The following is a 15,515-nucleotide window of genomic DNA, read 5'->3' as shown; positions in this document are numbered from 1 at the left end:
GAGAAGATAACTAATTACTAAGTTTCATAAATAATACAATCAGATGAAAAATATAAAAAATAGATTAATTATTTTACTTGGGTTGGCACTAGTGCTTAACTCTTGTCAAGATGATTTTTTAGATCAAAAAAATCCCAATGCACTTCCTGCAAGTGAATTTTGGAAAACTACAGGTGACCTAGAAAGTGGACTAAATGCTGTTTATCATTCCTTTAAAGATGAGAATTGTGTTTATATGACCAGTGAAAACGAAAGAAGTGATATTGCATATCCTAGTTATTTGAGACCATTAAATGGACAATTTGAATACTACGAGCAGCTTTTTAATAATACAAGTAAGTTGCCAGACAACAAATGGTCTGCGCTGTATCAAGGAGTTTTTAGAGCAAATCAAGTAATCGAAGCTTATGATAGATTAAAAGGTACGTTTGCTAATGCAGATAGTGAATTAGTAGCGTTAAGAATTTATGCAGAAGCAAGAGCATTAAGAGGATGGTATTATTTTATGCTACACAATTCATTCAACAAAGGATCTGTTGTCCTTTTTGATTTTGTGCCAAAAGACAAAACACAGTATCAAAAACCATTATCTTCTTCTGATGCAGTTCTAAAATTCTATAGAGATGACTTAGAAATCGCTAAAGAAAAATTGTTGGAAGTTCCTTTAGCAGATAATGCTCCTGCAGGAAGATTTTCAGCTGGTGCTTGTGAAGCTCTATTGGGTAAAAGTTACTTATATGAGGGCAATTTTACAAAAGCGGCAACTTATTTTAAAAGTGTTATTGATAATTATGGGTATGAATTGATGCCAAACATTGGAAGTAATTTTACTACCCAAGATGAATTCAATAAAGAATCAATTTTGGAAGTGAATTACACGGCTACTTTAAAAGCAGATCAAACTAATAATGATCAATTGCTTTCTAGTCAATTAGGACAACAAATTGGTGCTGGAGGATGGAATGGGTCGTTTCCAGCTACCTGGGTAATTATGAAGTATAAAAAAGACCCTGTTGATATGTTGGATCCAAAAAATACTGGACTTACAGATGTTTATGGTGTTATCAAAAATAGAAGGTATAGCGAAAGAGCTTCCTATTCTATTGCTCTAGCAGATGATACTAATCCCGATTTTGGTTATTATGGGGCTAATACAACTGCAGAATTAGCTAAATTTGATAAACAACACATATCGTATTGGAGAAAATATACCAACTGGGATATTCAAACCAAAGATGAAACAAACACTGCTTCAGGAATTAGAGGTAGATCAGGAGTTAATGTACGATTGATTCGTTTGGCCGATGTATTCTTAATGTATGCAGAATGTATGATTGAATCTAGTAATCTTGGTGAAGCAACAAAATATATTAATAAGGTTAGAAAACGTTCGCATGTAGTTTTATTAGGTAGCGCAACAAACCCTGCTAATTCTGAGTTTAATGATGGTAAAACTTCTTTTGACGAAATAGTTTATACGAAGACTACACTTACTGAGCACTTAAGACATACTGAGAGACCACTAGAACTAGCTTTTGAAGGTGGAGACAATAGATTACTGGATTTAAGACGATGGGGAATAACAAAACAACGTTTTCAATATCTTTCTACTTTGAGATATGATAACTATAATTTAAAAGCTAATACTAATGGTACACACCCTATCCGTTTTAGATGTGTAGTTTATGACACGGGTGATATTCCAGATGCCAATGCAGTAAATCAAAGAATTGCTGAGCCAGAATTAAATGAATTCGTACTAGCGGCTGCAAATTATGATGCCGAAAGACATGGATATTTACCTATCCCACTTTCTGAAATCAATGCCAATTCAAGTCTTTATAAATAAGGATTTGTTGTGAAAAAACGTTCAAAAAAAAACACAAAGTCATGAAAAAAATAATAAAAATAATAGCACCCATACTGCTTGTATTCGTTGCAGTAGGTTGTGGTAATCAAGATTATGTAGTGCCAAGTACCTATTCTGATGCTGGATTTTACAGTACTTATGGAAAAGGAGATAATAAAACAGCAGTTTATGGTTCCTATGAAACTTTTCAAGATGTTTCACAAGGGGCTATATACCATACTTGGGAAATAGAAGAAGGAAATGAATTCTTAAAAGGACCAATTCCTCAAGGTGCAAAAACATATGACCACCTGATTGCTAATCCTGGACAAACAAAGACAGAGGAGAAAACAATAAATGTATTATTCAAAAAAGGAAACATTACCTCAAAAGTTAAAATGTTTAATGTTTTTAACGAACCTGTAACCTTTAGAAGAGGACCAGCAAGTATCTATGCAAATAATCCGGGTGGTGATGTGGTCGCTGTGTTACAAACTGAAGGTCAATGGGCTGGAAAATACGTTCTTGAAATAGATATCATTGTAGATGTTTATGATCTTGTTGTTCCAGATTTAAGTATTTCACAAAATGGAACTATTATTGACCACAAGCAAGTTGGCGCTTTTATAGATTTAAAAGCAGGTGAGAAATTGGAGTTCAAAGATCTAAGTGCATTAGTACCTAATACTTCAAGACCTACTGGTCGTACTTGGAAAATTACAAACATTGCTACTGGAGCTGTAATTGTGAGTTCTCAACTGGAAATAGCATCTATCATTTTCAAAAAACTAGGAACTTTCAGCGCGACGTTAACAGCATCGAGAGCAGCTACAGAAAATGTACCCGGTAGTTCTACAATCTATGAAATTCCAATTCAGTTTAGGGTAGGTCCTTCTGATCAACCCTTTGTACAAGCAGGATCGATAAAAACACTTGTTGATGGAACAATTCAACTTCCATTGAGTGCCGATATTGAACCTGGATTTGCAGATCAAAAAAGCTTTTTTACTGTAAAAGTAAACGGTATAAGTTTCCCGATTAATTCGGTTACACAAAATGCAACTAATGAATCAATATTAGATATTAAAGTAATTGGTAAATTGTACCCTGCAGATGTAGTGACTATTTCTTATGCAGCTGGAAGTATAAAATCTTCGGATGAAAGAAATTTAGTAGCCTTTACAGATAAAGCAGTTGTTAATTATGATCTGAACTTTTTAGGAACAGCAGCTGGTGGTTTTGAAGATGTTTTTGGTGCAACTTGGGTAGCAAGTAATAATAACAGCGGGACAATATCTTATTCGACAGAGCAAAAGCTAACAGGATCATCAAGTATAAAAGCAGTTGCGCAAGGAGTAGAAAGAGCACGTTTTCAGAGCTCAGGAAACGGAACTTCAAAAGTTTTTAATCTTGTTGCAGGAACTACTTATACCATTCGTTACAGCCGTTTTGTAAAATCAGGAGGATCCGTGAGTGGGGATAAAATATTTTTAATTTATCCGCAAGTACAAATAAATGGACCTAGTTCTACCTATAATGCTGCAGATAATGATCAATGGAAAACCTACGAAATCGATTATGTACCTACCTCAGATGCAGCTGGTCAATCCTTTTATATTCAATTAAATCCAGGTGCAGGAACGGTTTATTACGACAATTTTTACATCGCTGTTAAGTCTGTGAGACCGTAAACTTTAAATAATTCTATTTTTACAAAAGCCGTTTGTGTCTAGTTTAACTAGACGCAAACGGCTTTTTATTGTGAAAAACGCAGTATTAGATCATTTGAGGTAGTTTCAAAACCATTTGTACAAGGGGTAGGCAGTATTAGTTTCTAATTTTGACAAAATACTAATTTTTTAAAACAAATGATTATGAGAAAACCACACTTACTAACACTACTATTGACTACAGCAGTAGGATTTGCACAAACTGCTCCAACTTCTACTTGGTTAAGTGCGCCACCCGCAAAAATGGAAGTGGGTGAAACATATGCACTGGCAGCTAAATATGATGCTGGTGATGATGGGCATGGAAAAAAATACAATGCCAAAACAACTGTTCAATTTTCAATTTCAGAAAAAGCAGGGAATAAATACACATGGAAAGCAGGTGTTACTATTCCGGAATCTATTAATAAGCATGCTGGTATGGCTGGGAGGGATTGGAAAATTCCATCTTTAGCACCGTCGGCTAGCTTAACTCCAGGAACAGTATATGTAATGAGAGTTGGCTTTCAAAATGATAATGATGCTTGGGCAAAAGCATCCGCAGAATATGAAATCATTATAGGAGGTTCTGAAACTGTGGCGGATGCTGTTGGATTTAAAGCAGCAGAAATCACCTTGAAAGCAGCTGAAAAATTAGAAATACCAATTACTTACTCTTCAGAAACAGATATCGCAGTGGATGGATTGAAGTTCACCCTCTGGACCATTACAAATCCATTTAGTGATGTGTGGCACGGTTTATATTCTAACAAAAGGGTGTTGCCAGCAGGAACAAATGTGAGTACTACCATCACTATAAATCCTCCTACAGGTTTGGAAACAAACAATTTAATTTGGCCGTCAGCTGAGTTGGCTAGTCATGACCCAAATGCTAAGGATGACCAATACAAAGCTCCAATCAAAAATTACTTTTATCAGCTACGTATGATTAAAGGTAATGATGCTTCGTTTACTCCAGAGCTTAAGAATGTTCAAGCTACTATGATAATTGCTAATTAATTTCAAAAGGTTTTTGAAATTATCTAATTATTCTATTTACAAAATACTATAATTTTAGTAGGCAGAATAGAATTGTAAAACGCCTAAATTTCTGTTTATAATTTACTCGTTGGGTGAAGTTGGTAAAAACATAACTATTAGCGTTGAAAATAAATTTTCTAGTTCTCGATACTCCCGACGCTTCAGGGTTCTATCAAAAATCACTCGAACTGATTAAAATTTACTTTCTAAAACTAATTTCACCCAACGGGTTTATAATTTAATACAAACAACAAAAAACAAATATTAAAGATGATAAAAAAAATACTACTATTAACCGTTCTAATAATGTCTACTATTGTGTTTGCACAAACCGCACCAACTGTAACTTGGATTTCAAATCATACCACACTTGAAATTGGAAAAAACTACACCTTCTCTGCTAGCTATGATGCTGGTAATGATGGCGCAGGTACAAATTACACGGTAGGTAAACCTGGTGGTGGCAATATTCTGCAATACAGTATTCAGTTAAAAAATGCTGCAGGTTCATCTAGTTGGAAAGCAGGTGTAAATGATGCAACAGCTACAGGTACAAATTCTGGGACATCAACAAAAGCATGGACTATACCAGCTACAATTGGTAATCCTGCGGTCGCGTTTCCTACTAGTGCGCAATTAGCACCAGGTGAATATTACGTTTTAAGAGTGGGGTTCCAAAATAGCAATTTGCAATGGTCTAGTGGTGCGGTAGAACAAAATATTACGATCGTAGCTCCTTCTGGCGATGCATGGTCGTGGGATGCAAGTCCTATGAGTTTTAATTCAGCAACATCTTTGGCTGTTCCAATTAAGTACACTTCAGATACAGATATTGCTGTAGACGGAATAAAATTTATTTTTTGGACAGAAACTAGAGGGACTGTAAATGATGTAAATCTGTTTTCAGATGTGTGGCATGGTGCAGTAACTAACAGTACTGTCTTACCAGCAGGAACAAATGTTTCTGCAATTTTGAATGTAAATGTACCTGCTGCTTTAATTAATAGTAGTACGGGGTCAATGTATTTATCATCAGAGTTAGGACCTGTATTTGATCCGAATGCCGGAGATGCTGGAAATAATTATGTGAATCATGCTTCAACACCTGCACCTACTTATATTTATATGTTTAGAATTGCAGATGGAACTGATCCAAATTTCACCCCAGTAAAACCAAATACTACTGATTTTACAGTTACAACATCATTGGGACTTAAAAAATCAAACCTAAGCGAAATTAATGTTTTTCCAAACCCAACATCAGATTATGTGACATTACCGAATATTGATGGTGTAAAAACGATTTCTATCGTTAATAGTTTAGGACAAATAATAAAATCAATCCCTGCTCAAAAAACTATTGATTTATCAGGATTGAAAAAAGGAGTTTATTTGCTGAAAACAGACAATGGTCAATCTGCCAAAATAATTAAAAAATAAGAGCTAGTTTGTCTAGTTTTGTCAAGGAGCGGTCTACACAGACCGCTCCTTTTAGCATATAAAACCCATTGTTTCCTTATAAAAATCATATGTGGTAGTCCTTTCACTTCTAAATATAGATATTTATCATTCAATAAAAATAAAAAAAATGATTCCTAAAACATTTGCAACTTGTGTTCTTGCATTGGTGATTTCTACCAATATAAATGCTCAAAAAAATTCAAAAAAAACTCAAAAACCCAACATCATCTACATCATGTCGGATGATCATACCACTCAAGCATTTGGTATATATGGAAGTCGATTGGCAAAATTAAACCCCACTCCTACTTTAGATAAAATTGCAAACGAAGGAATTATATTTGATAATTGCTTTGTGAATAACTCTATCTGTACACCAAGTAGGGCAGCTATCATGTCAGGTCAATACAGCCAGGCCAATGGCGTCTTAGATCTTGAAGGAGAATTACCAATGGACAGACAATATTTACCTATTGAGTTGAAGAAATTAGGATACCAAACAGCATTAATAGGAAAGTGGCATTTACATGATCAACCCAATTTTGATTACTACAGCGTGTTGACGCAGCACGGAGGACAAGGGTCTTATTTTGATCCGTATTTAACAGAATCTGGAACACCTTATGCAAATCCAGATGCAGGAGATAAAATTGGGAAACAATACAAAGGTCATAGCTCTGATGTAATTACAGATATTTCGATCAATTGGTTAAAAAATAAGAGAGACAAAAATAAACCGTTTGTATTATTTCACCAATTCAAAGCACCACATGATAATTTTGAATACGCTCCTCGTTACAAAGATTATCTGGAGGATACCGAAATTCCAGAACCAGCAAGTTTGTATTACAACGGTAACAATGGATCAATCGCTACTAGAGGCGCCAATGATTCGTTGCTACATGTTATAGGATCATCCGTTTCTAAAAGAAATACCATCAGAAGTCAAGGAATGATGTTATGGAACAAAAGTTCCCTTAAAAATTCAGACCCTAATTTCGATCCAGCTAAAAAAATTAGAGATGATATGTCTCCAAATGCGTACACTCACGCTACGTACCAAGAGTACCTAAAACGTTATTTGCGTTGTGTAAAAGGTGTCGATGATAATGTAGCGCGATTAATCGAATTCCTGAAAAAAGAAGGACTTTATGAGAACACTATTATTGTGTATACTGGTGACCAAGGATTTATGCTAGGAGAGCACGATTATATTGATAAAAGATGGATGTATGAAGAATCCATGCGTATGCCATTTTTTATAAGATATCCAGAAAAAATTAAAGCGGGTCAACGAACCAATGCTATTATCAACAATACCGATTTTGCTCCAACTTTAATCGAATTAGCGGGAGGAAAAGCACCAAAACAAATGCAAGGCCACAGTTTTAAAACCATTCTTGAAACCGGAAAAGAGCCTGCAGGTTGGCAACAATCTACCTACTACAGGTACTGGATGCACATGGCACACTCCCATGCAAATCCTGCACATTTTGGACTTCGTACCAAAAAATATAAACTAATCTTTTTTTACGGAAAATATTGGGTAGATACTAAAGATCCAAAAGCAGATTGGAATAAAAAAAGTTGGGGAAATCTTTTTGAAATGGATACACCAGCAGCTTGGGAATTTTATGATTTATCAAAAGATCCAGAGGAAATGAATAATGCCTATAATAATCCAGCCTATAAGGAGGTTATTGCCGACTTGAAATTACAATTGGCTGCAAAAAGAAAAGAATTAAAAGAAGAAGATGGAAAAAAATTCCCTCACATTCAAAAAGTGATTGACCAACATTGGAATGACTAATCTTGATAACCATGAAAGCACTATTGAAATTAACTGCTCTTGCCCTACTACTCTTTTCGATTCAAATCAGTAGCCAAATAACTTCCATAAAATACAAATCGAACCAAAATAGTAGTATTCCAAAATGGGAAGTTTTAGATATAATAATTACTACCAAATCAAACCAAAAATCACCATTTACAACTCGATTTGGAGCGACTTTCAACCATAAAAATGGAACAACACAAGAAGTTCCTGGATTTTACAATGGAAATAATGAATGGGTAATTCGCTTTTCTAGTTCTCTAGAAGGTGAATGGAACTATGTCACTTTTGCAGATGATAAAGCATTAGATAATAAACAAGGAAAAGTCACTGTAACCAAAAACAAGGCAGACAACCATGGAGGAATAGTAATTAATAAAGACAAACCGCAAAACTTTTTTTACCAAGATGGAACCCCTTATTTCCTATTGGCATTTGAGTGTGATTGGTTATTTGCTTTGGATTATAAAAATGATAAAGCAACCCCAAAATCAGAGCATTTATTGAACCTTATTAAAGAGAATGGGTTCAATCAAGTAGTGATGAATGTCTTTTCTTATGATGTGAGTTGGAAAAAAGATCCGAAATTAAAAGACCATCCTGAACATGAATTTGGTGGACCTCAGGACATTTATCCTTTTTTAGGAAATAATAAAAAACCAGATTTTAGCAGTTTGAATCCTGAATTTTTCAAAAAGTTAGACCGAACCATCAGTTTGATGCATGACAAAAGAATCGCCTCTCACTTGATGATTTATGTTTGGAACAAATTGGTCGCTTGGCCAGATATGGATACAGAAGCTGATAATATGTATTTTGATTATGTCATCAAAAGGTATCAAGCTTTTCCGAATGTGGTTTGGGACATTTCTAAAGAAGCATTATTTTACGGTAGAGCCGATGAAAAATACATCAATGGTCGCATTGAGCGTGCTAGAAAAGGGGATAAATTCAATCGATTATTGTCGGTACATGATTTTAAATTTTGTTCGAAATACCCAGAAAATGTAGATTTTATTTCCACTCAAGATTGGTCTGATAATTTATACAACAAAATGCTGGAGGCAAAAACCAAATTCAAAAAACCAGTTTTCAATATTGAACATGGTGGGTATGAAGAATCACCATATGTGGTATTTACAGGAGATTATATAAATGCTGAACATTGTTTGCGACGCAATTATATGTGTCTTTTTGCAGGTGTTTACACAACATATTACTGGCAAGGAACATCATGGAACGCTATAATTTACAATCCATATGAGCAACCAGTAGATTTTATGAAACCCAAGTTTGAGTACTTCAAACACATGGAAAAATTATTTACAATGGTCGATTTTGGTAAAATGAAACCTACTCCTCAAAAAAATGGAAGTGCGTATAATTTAACTTCAGAGGATGGAGCTGTAACTTTAATGTATGTTAATAAAGAAAACTACGGATTCAATGCTTGGCATCTAAAACCAGAGCACGGGGATCGCACGATGCAATGGTTTAATGTAATAACAGGAGAGTTGACTCCCGAAACGGGGAATATAAAAGGAGAAAAGTTCATCTCACCTTGGTCTAATCAAGCGGATTCGATACTTATATCAAGATTAAAAGCCAAAAAAGTCTAGTTAAAACTGTACAGAATCATTTAAGCTATGATTTAAGACATACGTAGCACATTGTTAACGGCTAGTAAACGAATTTCGCAAAGTAAAATAAACAATCAATTAATTTCGCACTAAGATGAATTTAAAGAAACTCAACTTAATGATCCCAATAGCTGCTGTGCTGCTTATTGCGTCATGTAAACCTACCCAATCGGGTTCTTCGAAAGTTACCGCTAACGGAAAGCCTAAATACGAAGCAAATTGGGCATCTATTAAAGCTAACTACAAAGATCCAGCATGGTTCAACAAAGCCAAATTTGGAATTTTTATCCACTGGGGAGCATACTCTGTTCCTGAATTTGGATCTGAATGGTATCCACGTAATATGTATATGGATTCTATCAAATTCTCAGCTCAATTGAAACCAGATATGAAAGGGGCTGCAAAAGAGTATTTTCACCACAAAGAAGTATGGGGTGATCAAAAGAAATTTGGTTACAAAGATTTTATTCCAATGTTCAAAGGAGAAAAATTTAATGCTAAAGAATGGATAGATTTATTCAAAAAATCAGGAGCTAAATATGTAATTCCTGTAGCAGAACACCATGATGGTTTTGCGATGTACAAATCTACTGTTACCAGATGGAATGCTGTTGACATGGGACCAAAAAGAGATATCTTAGGGGAGTTATTTAAAGCAGGACGTGACAAAGGGATGATCATGGGAGCTTCTTCTCACTTTGCTTTCAACTGGTCTTACTATAACAAGAAAGATAAATTTGACACCACAGATCCTCTGTATTCAGATTTATATTCGAAAAAAGGAAAAAATATTAACGAGCCTACGTCAGCTGAATTTAAAGATTTATGGTGGAGAAGAACGAAAGAAATCATTGATGTATATCAACCAGATATTTTATGGTTTGATTTTATGTTAGATATTCCAGATTTTGCAGATCAAAGACCAAAACTGGCTGCTTATTATTACAACAAAGGTATCGAATGGGGTAAAGAAGTTGTTTTACAAGACAAAAACTTTTCGCATGAAGCTTTCCCAGAAGGAACAGTAGTGTATGACCTAGAAAGAGGAAAACTACCAGGTATTAGAAAACTGCCTTGGCAAACTGATACTTCAATTGGAAAAAATTCTTGGAGTTATGTAAGCAACTGGGAGTCTAAAACGGCTAACGAAATTGTAGATGATTTAGTTGATATTATTTCAAAAAATGGTTGTTTGTTATTGAATGTTGGACCAAAATCTGACGGTACGATTCCACAAGACCAAAAAGATATTTTACTTCAAATTGGAAGTTGGTTGGATATGAACGGAGAAGCTGTTTATGATACGCATTACTGGAAAACTTTTGGAGAAGGACCAACTGAAGTTAAAAAAGGTCACCACTCTGAAGGAAACAACAAAGGTTTATCATCAAAAGATATTCGTTTCACAGAAAAAGACAATAAATTGTATGCAATTGTTTTGGACTGGCCAAAAGATGGATTTGTAAACATTGAAACACTTGCAAAAAATGCTACTTATGCTAAAGATTTAAAAATCAAAAACATTAGCGTATTAGGAAGTAAAGAGAAAATCGAATGGAATCAAACTGATAAAGGTTTGAAAGTAAAAATGCCAAACGCTAAACCTGGAGATTTTGCTTATACGATTGCGATTACACTTTAAAATTTTATATATTTGATTCAAAAGCACATTGTAAGAGATGTGCTTTTGTCGTTTCTTACAATTGCAATAGTAACTACCAAAAAATCAACAATGAAATATTATTCAAAACCACTACTGGCATTTGTAGTAGGCTGTACTTTTTTTATTTCGAATGAAGTACAATCACAAAACCATTACAACTCCATAGATCGCACAAACTTTAAATGGGAGAATATCGATTTAACCAATGCACAGCGTATTGATGCTTTGGTAGGTGCCATGACTTTGGAAGAGAAAGTGTCTCAAATGTTAGATGTCTGCCCTTCAATTCCAAGATTAGGAATTCCAGAATACAACTGGTGGAACGAAGCCCTACATGGAATTGCCAGAAATGGTAGAGCAACCGTTTTTCCGCAAGCGATTGGTCTGGGAGCGACTTTTGACGATGGTCTAATTCAGAGAGTAGCCAATGCAATCTCAGACGAAGCCAGAGCAAAATACAACGAAGCCATCAAAATTGATAACCGCAGTCGTTATGCAGGTTTGACTTTTTGGTCGCCTAATGTCAATATATTTAGAGATCCACGTTGGGGTCGTGGTCAAGAAACCTACGGCGAAGATCCCTATTTAACCAGCCGCATTGGTGTTGCATTTGTAAAAGGATTACAAGGAGATAATCCAAAATACATGAAAGCTGCCGCTTGCGCCAAACATTATGCAGTGCATTCAGGTCCTGAGGAATCGAGACATGAATTTAATGCTGTGGTTTCCAAGAAAGATTTATTCGAAACCTATTTACCCGCTTTCAAAGCCTTAGTACAAGAGGCAAAAGTCGAAGGAGTGATGGGCGCGTACAATAGAACACTGGGCGAAGCTTGTTCTGGTAGTCCGTATTTATTGCAGGAAATTCTAAAAAAAGAATGGGGTTTCAAAGGATATATTGTTTCCGATTGTGGTGCAATTCAAGATTTTCACCAATTTCATAAAATCACAAAAACTCCTGAAGAATCAGCTGCTTTGGCTTTGATTAATGGTACCAATATCAATTGCGGAAATGTATATAAAGTTTTAAAAAGTGCACTGAGCCAAGGTTTAGTAACACAAGAATTAATTGATATTCGATTGAAAGAAAGTTTGGCTACCCGTTTCAAATTAGGAATGTTTGATCCTATTGGAACCAATCCTTATGATAAAATTGATGCCTCGGTGGTCGATTCTGAGCCACATCGTAAACTAGCGCTTGAGGCGGCTCAAAAGTCAATTGTACTATTGAAAAATAGCAATAATGTCTTGCCAATCAATAAAAAAACTAGAACTGTGTATGTGGTTGGGCCAAACGCATCTAGTGAAGAGGTTTTACTCGGGAATTATTATGGTGTATCAAGCAGTACCCAAACCATTTTGGACGGAATAGTTGGTAAAGTGAGTCCAGGAACGAGCATCAATTATAAAATGGGAGTCATGCCTTTTTCGAAAAATAATAATCCAATTGATTGGTCTACGGGTGAGGCTAAAAACTCAGATGTCTGCATTGCAGTAATGGGAATTTCAGGATTATTGGAAGGGGAAGAAGGAGAAGCTATTGCATCGGATGATAAAGGAGATAAAAAATCATTGCGACTACCACAAAATCAAATTGATTACTTGAAGAAATTAAAGAAAGGAAGTAAAAAGCCATTGGTATTGGTACTAACTGGAGGTAGCCCCATTGCTATTCCAGAAATTCATGATATTGCTGATGCTATTTTGTTCGTGTGGTATCCAGGTGAAGAAGGCGGTAATGCCGTTGCAGATGTTTTGTTTGGAGACGTTGCGCCATCTGGAAAACTACCCATCACTTTCCCGAAATCAGAAACGCAATTACCCGCTTTTGACGATTACAACATGGCTGGGCGTACGTATAAATACATGACCGAAGAGCCTTTGTATCCATTTGGATTTGGGTTGTCTTACACTACTTTCGAATATAAAAACCTTAAAATCAATAAAGATTTTACCGTAACTGTCGACGTAAGCAATACCGGAAAAACAGATTCTGAAGAGGTAATTCAGTTGTACATAAGTTCGCCATTGGCAGGAAAAGGAGATCCTATTTATGATTTAAAATCCTTTAAAAGAGAACTTTTGAAAGCAGGCGAAACCAAAACAGTCAGCTTCGCTTTGAACAAAACCACTTTTAACCAAGTTGATCAAAATGGAAAATCCATTGTGCGCAAAGGCAATTATTCCTTGTATATTGGAGGTTGCTTGCCATCGCAACGAAGTATTGATCTAGGAGCTAATCCTTTTATAAAAACCAATTTAAAACTATAAGTATGTTTGATAAAATTAATAAATATGTAGTTGCCTTACTGACTATTTGCAGCGTTTTGGTTTATAGTTGTAAAACAACCAATAAAACAAACTCTAGTGTAAGTAACGTGACTGAGACCAAATCAATTTTGGTATTCTCTAAAACCGCTGGATTTAGACATACTTCTATTCCAAAAGGGATTGTTGCTTTACAAAAAATGGCCGACGAACAAGGTTGGAAAATGCAGTTTAGCGAAGATGCCAATTTATTTAGTCCAGAGACACTTTCAAAATTTCAATTGGTGTTGTTTTTAAACACTACGGGAGATATTTTGAATAGCGAACAAGAGAAAGTTTTTGAGAAATACATCAATAATGGAGGTAGTTTTGTGGGCGTTCATGCCGCTACAGATACTGAGTACGAATGGCCTTTTTATGCCGAAATGATTGGTGCACAGTTCTTATCACACCCTAAGCAACAAAAAGTAGTTGTCAATAAAAACAGCAATAATCCGCATCCTGCAACGACACATTATCCTGCTACTTTTGAGAAGTTTGATGAATGGTATAATTTTAAAAAACCAGTTGGTGCCCATGTAAACGTACTATTGTCTGCGGACGAAAATAGTTATAAAGGCGGTACAATGGGAACTTCACACCCTATTTCGTGGTACCATACCTATGAGGGTGGTCGTATTTTTTATACAGCGATGGGACACACAGATGAATCGTATGTAGATCCTAATTTTTTAAAACATTTGCAAGAAGGAATCCGTTGGGCTTTGGGTGAAACTAATGTTGGGATTGCACAAGGTGGAGAAAATATGCTGGAACCTACACTAGCAAAATGGGACGTTTGGATGGGAGCGGTTCATCCATCGGTAGATATCAATTTCGAAAAATCGGCCAATGTAAACACAGGAAAACCAATGGGATTGAACAATGATCCCAAAAAAGTATTTTCTGTAATTCAAGAAAATGGCGAAAATATTTTGAAAGTTTCGGGCGAAATTTATGGTGGTTTGACTACCAAAAATGAATATGGCGATTATCATTTGAAAACCCAATTTAAATGGGGAGACAAAAAATGGGAACCTCGTTTGAAAGACAAAAAAGACAGTGGAATATTGTACCATGCCAAAGGTCCTCATGGAACATTTTGGAAGGTTTGGATGCATAGTTTAGAATACCAAGTGCAAGATGGAGATTGTGGTGATTTCATCGCTTTGGGTGAAGTCTACGGGGATGTTCCTGCAGACGAAAAAGTGAATACCAATGGAAAATCAAATTTCATTTACAATCCAAAAGGAAAAAACACTCCTATAAAATACGCCCCAAACTATAAATCTGGTAGAACCACAAAATCTGATAATTATGAGAATCCAGCTGGAGAATGGAACACACTCGAAATTTATTGTTTAGACAATCAAAGTATCCATTTGGTAAACGGTCATGTGGTCAACCGCGTCAACAATGCACGCTACGATGTGGGCGGAAAAACGATTCCGGCTGATAAAGGTAAAATTCAAATTCAATCGGAAGCAGCAGAAGTATATTATAAAAATATGCGAATTGAACCGATAACGAAGTTTCCTTCCAAGTTGAAGAATTTGTAACATTAGAAAATATAACTACATTAAAAACACAACAGCCTAAGTACCACCAAGTACTTAGGCTGTTTTTGTTTTACTTTATTTTCGAAAGAATCTTGTAGGAACCTAGATAGAACAGCCAATAAAACCATTAGTGATAGAGTCTAAAACATATGTTCAAGGGTAAAAATTACCTTTATTTTACATTTGTTAGATAAACAACCACCATTAACCAACCAAAATGATTTCGAAAAAAAACTACTTCACCACGTTTACAGTCATCGCAAGTTTAGGCAGTGCGACTTTTTACAATGTTGCCTATGCGCAAGTGAGTACAATTAGTTTGAATATAAAATGCCAGCACTTACCAATCAAAAAATTGATTTGACTCTAGGGCATTTAAACCCAGGAGTTTATTTCTTAGTCTTAGAAACAGAAAAGACTTCTCAAAAAATTAAAGTAATAAAACAATAAAT

Annotated in this window: 10 protein-coding genes; all 10 read left to right on the top strand. The window is 35.4% G+C overall.

The genetic code is table 11. The annotated features are described in order from the left end of the window. Nucleotides 1-43 precede the first annotated feature (43 nt). Nucleotides 44-1,849, top strand: coding sequence for a RagB/SusD family nutrient uptake outer membrane protein (locus ABZP37_RS11445; protein ID WP_366183120.1), 1,806 nt, complete (start codon nucleotides 44-46; stop codon nucleotides 1,847-1,849). Between the two features lie 41 nt (nucleotides 1,850-1,890). Further along, the gene (locus ABZP37_RS11440; protein ID WP_366183118.1) at nucleotides 1,891-3,540 is read left to right on the top strand and encodes a hypothetical protein; all 1,650 of its coding nucleotides are present in this window, start codon (nucleotides 1,891-1,893) and stop codon (nucleotides 3,538-3,540) included. Nucleotides 3,541-3,723: 183 nt separating this feature from the next. Further along, nucleotides 3,724-4,578 carry a hypothetical protein gene (locus ABZP37_RS11435; RefSeq protein ID WP_366183117.1) on the top strand — a complete coding sequence of 285 codons (855 nt, stop codon included), beginning with the start codon at nucleotides 3,724-3,726 and terminating at the stop codon, nucleotides 4,576-4,578. Nucleotides 4,579-4,869: 291 nt separating this feature from the next. Further along, complete coding sequence (locus ABZP37_RS11430) at nucleotides 4,870-6,039, top strand: T9SS type A sorting domain-containing protein (RefSeq protein ID WP_366183115.1); 1,170 nt, start codon at nucleotides 4,870-4,872, stop codon at nucleotides 6,037-6,039. 148 nt (nucleotides 6,040-6,187) lie between these two features. Then, nucleotides 6,188-7,870 (top strand): sulfatase, encoded by a 1,683-nt coding sequence (locus ABZP37_RS11425; protein WP_366183113.1) that lies wholly within the window; start codon nucleotides 6,188-6,190, stop codon nucleotides 7,868-7,870. Nucleotides 7,871-7,881: 11 nt separating this feature from the next. Further along, complete coding sequence (locus ABZP37_RS11420) at nucleotides 7,882-9,513, top strand: DUF5060 domain-containing protein (RefSeq protein WP_366183111.1); 1,632 nt, start codon at nucleotides 7,882-7,884, stop codon at nucleotides 9,511-9,513. A 115-nt stretch (nucleotides 9,514-9,628) separates the two neighbouring features. Next, nucleotides 9,629-11,176: an alpha-L-fucosidase gene (locus ABZP37_RS11415; RefSeq protein ID WP_366183109.1), complete on the top strand. Its 1,548-nt coding sequence runs from the start codon at nucleotides 9,629-9,631 to the stop codon at nucleotides 11,174-11,176. 90 nt (nucleotides 11,177-11,266) lie between these two features. Continuing rightward, nucleotides 11,267-13,468 carry a glycoside hydrolase family 3 C-terminal domain-containing protein gene (locus ABZP37_RS11410; RefSeq protein WP_366183107.1) on the top strand — a complete coding sequence of 734 codons (2,202 nt, stop codon included), beginning with the start codon at nucleotides 11,267-11,269 and terminating at the stop codon, nucleotides 13,466-13,468. A 2-nt stretch (nucleotides 13,469-13,470) separates the two neighbouring features. Next, entirely contained in the window at nucleotides 13,471-15,063 is a 1,593-nt protein-coding gene (locus ABZP37_RS11405; protein ID WP_366183106.1) for a ThuA domain-containing protein, read from the top strand. A gap of 330 nt (nucleotides 15,064-15,393) precedes the next feature. Then, nucleotides 15,394-15,513 carry a T9SS type A sorting domain-containing protein gene (locus tag ABZP37_RS11400; protein WP_366183104.1) on the top strand — a complete coding sequence of 40 codons (120 nt, stop codon included), beginning with the start codon at nucleotides 15,394-15,396 and terminating at the stop codon, nucleotides 15,511-15,513. Nucleotides 15,514-15,515: the final 2 nt, after the last annotated feature.

Source organism: Flavobacterium ovatum, from assembly GCF_040703125.1.
GTDB lineage: Bacteria > Bacteroidota > Bacteroidia > Flavobacteriales > Flavobacteriaceae > Flavobacterium > Flavobacterium ovatum.
This window is presented reverse-complemented; position numbering and strand designations above follow the sequence as displayed.

Bases quoted from the DNA above. Each gene is read 5' to 3' on its own strand.
- ABZP37_RS11445 (WP_366183120.1), top strand. From the start codon at position 44: ATGAAAAATATAAAAAATAGATTAATTATTTTACTTGGGTTGGCACTA.
- ABZP37_RS11440 (WP_366183118.1), top strand. From the start codon at position 1,891: ATGAAAAAAATAATAAAAATAATAGCACCCATACTGCTTGTATTCGTT.
- ABZP37_RS11435 (WP_366183117.1), top strand. From the start codon at position 3,724: ATGAGAAAACCACACTTACTAACACTACTATTGACTACAGCAGTAGGA.
- ABZP37_RS11430 (WP_366183115.1), top strand. From the start codon at position 4,870: ATGATAAAAAAAATACTACTATTAACCGTTCTAATAATGTCTACTATT.
- ABZP37_RS11425 (WP_366183113.1), top strand. From the start codon at position 6,188: ATGATTCCTAAAACATTTGCAACTTGTGTTCTTGCATTGGTGATTTCT.
- ABZP37_RS11420 (WP_366183111.1), top strand. From the start codon at position 7,882: ATGAAAGCACTATTGAAATTAACTGCTCTTGCCCTACTACTCTTTTCG.
- ABZP37_RS11415 (WP_366183109.1), top strand. From the start codon at position 9,629: ATGAATTTAAAGAAACTCAACTTAATGATCCCAATAGCTGCTGTGCTG.
- ABZP37_RS11410 (WP_366183107.1), top strand. From the start codon at position 11,267: ATGAAATATTATTCAAAACCACTACTGGCATTTGTAGTAGGCTGTACT.
- ABZP37_RS11405 (WP_366183106.1), top strand. From the start codon at position 13,471: ATGTTTGATAAAATTAATAAATATGTAGTTGCCTTACTGACTATTTGC.
- ABZP37_RS11400 (WP_366183104.1), top strand. From the start codon at position 15,394: ATGCCAGCACTTACCAATCAAAAAATTGATTTGACTCTAGGGCATTTA.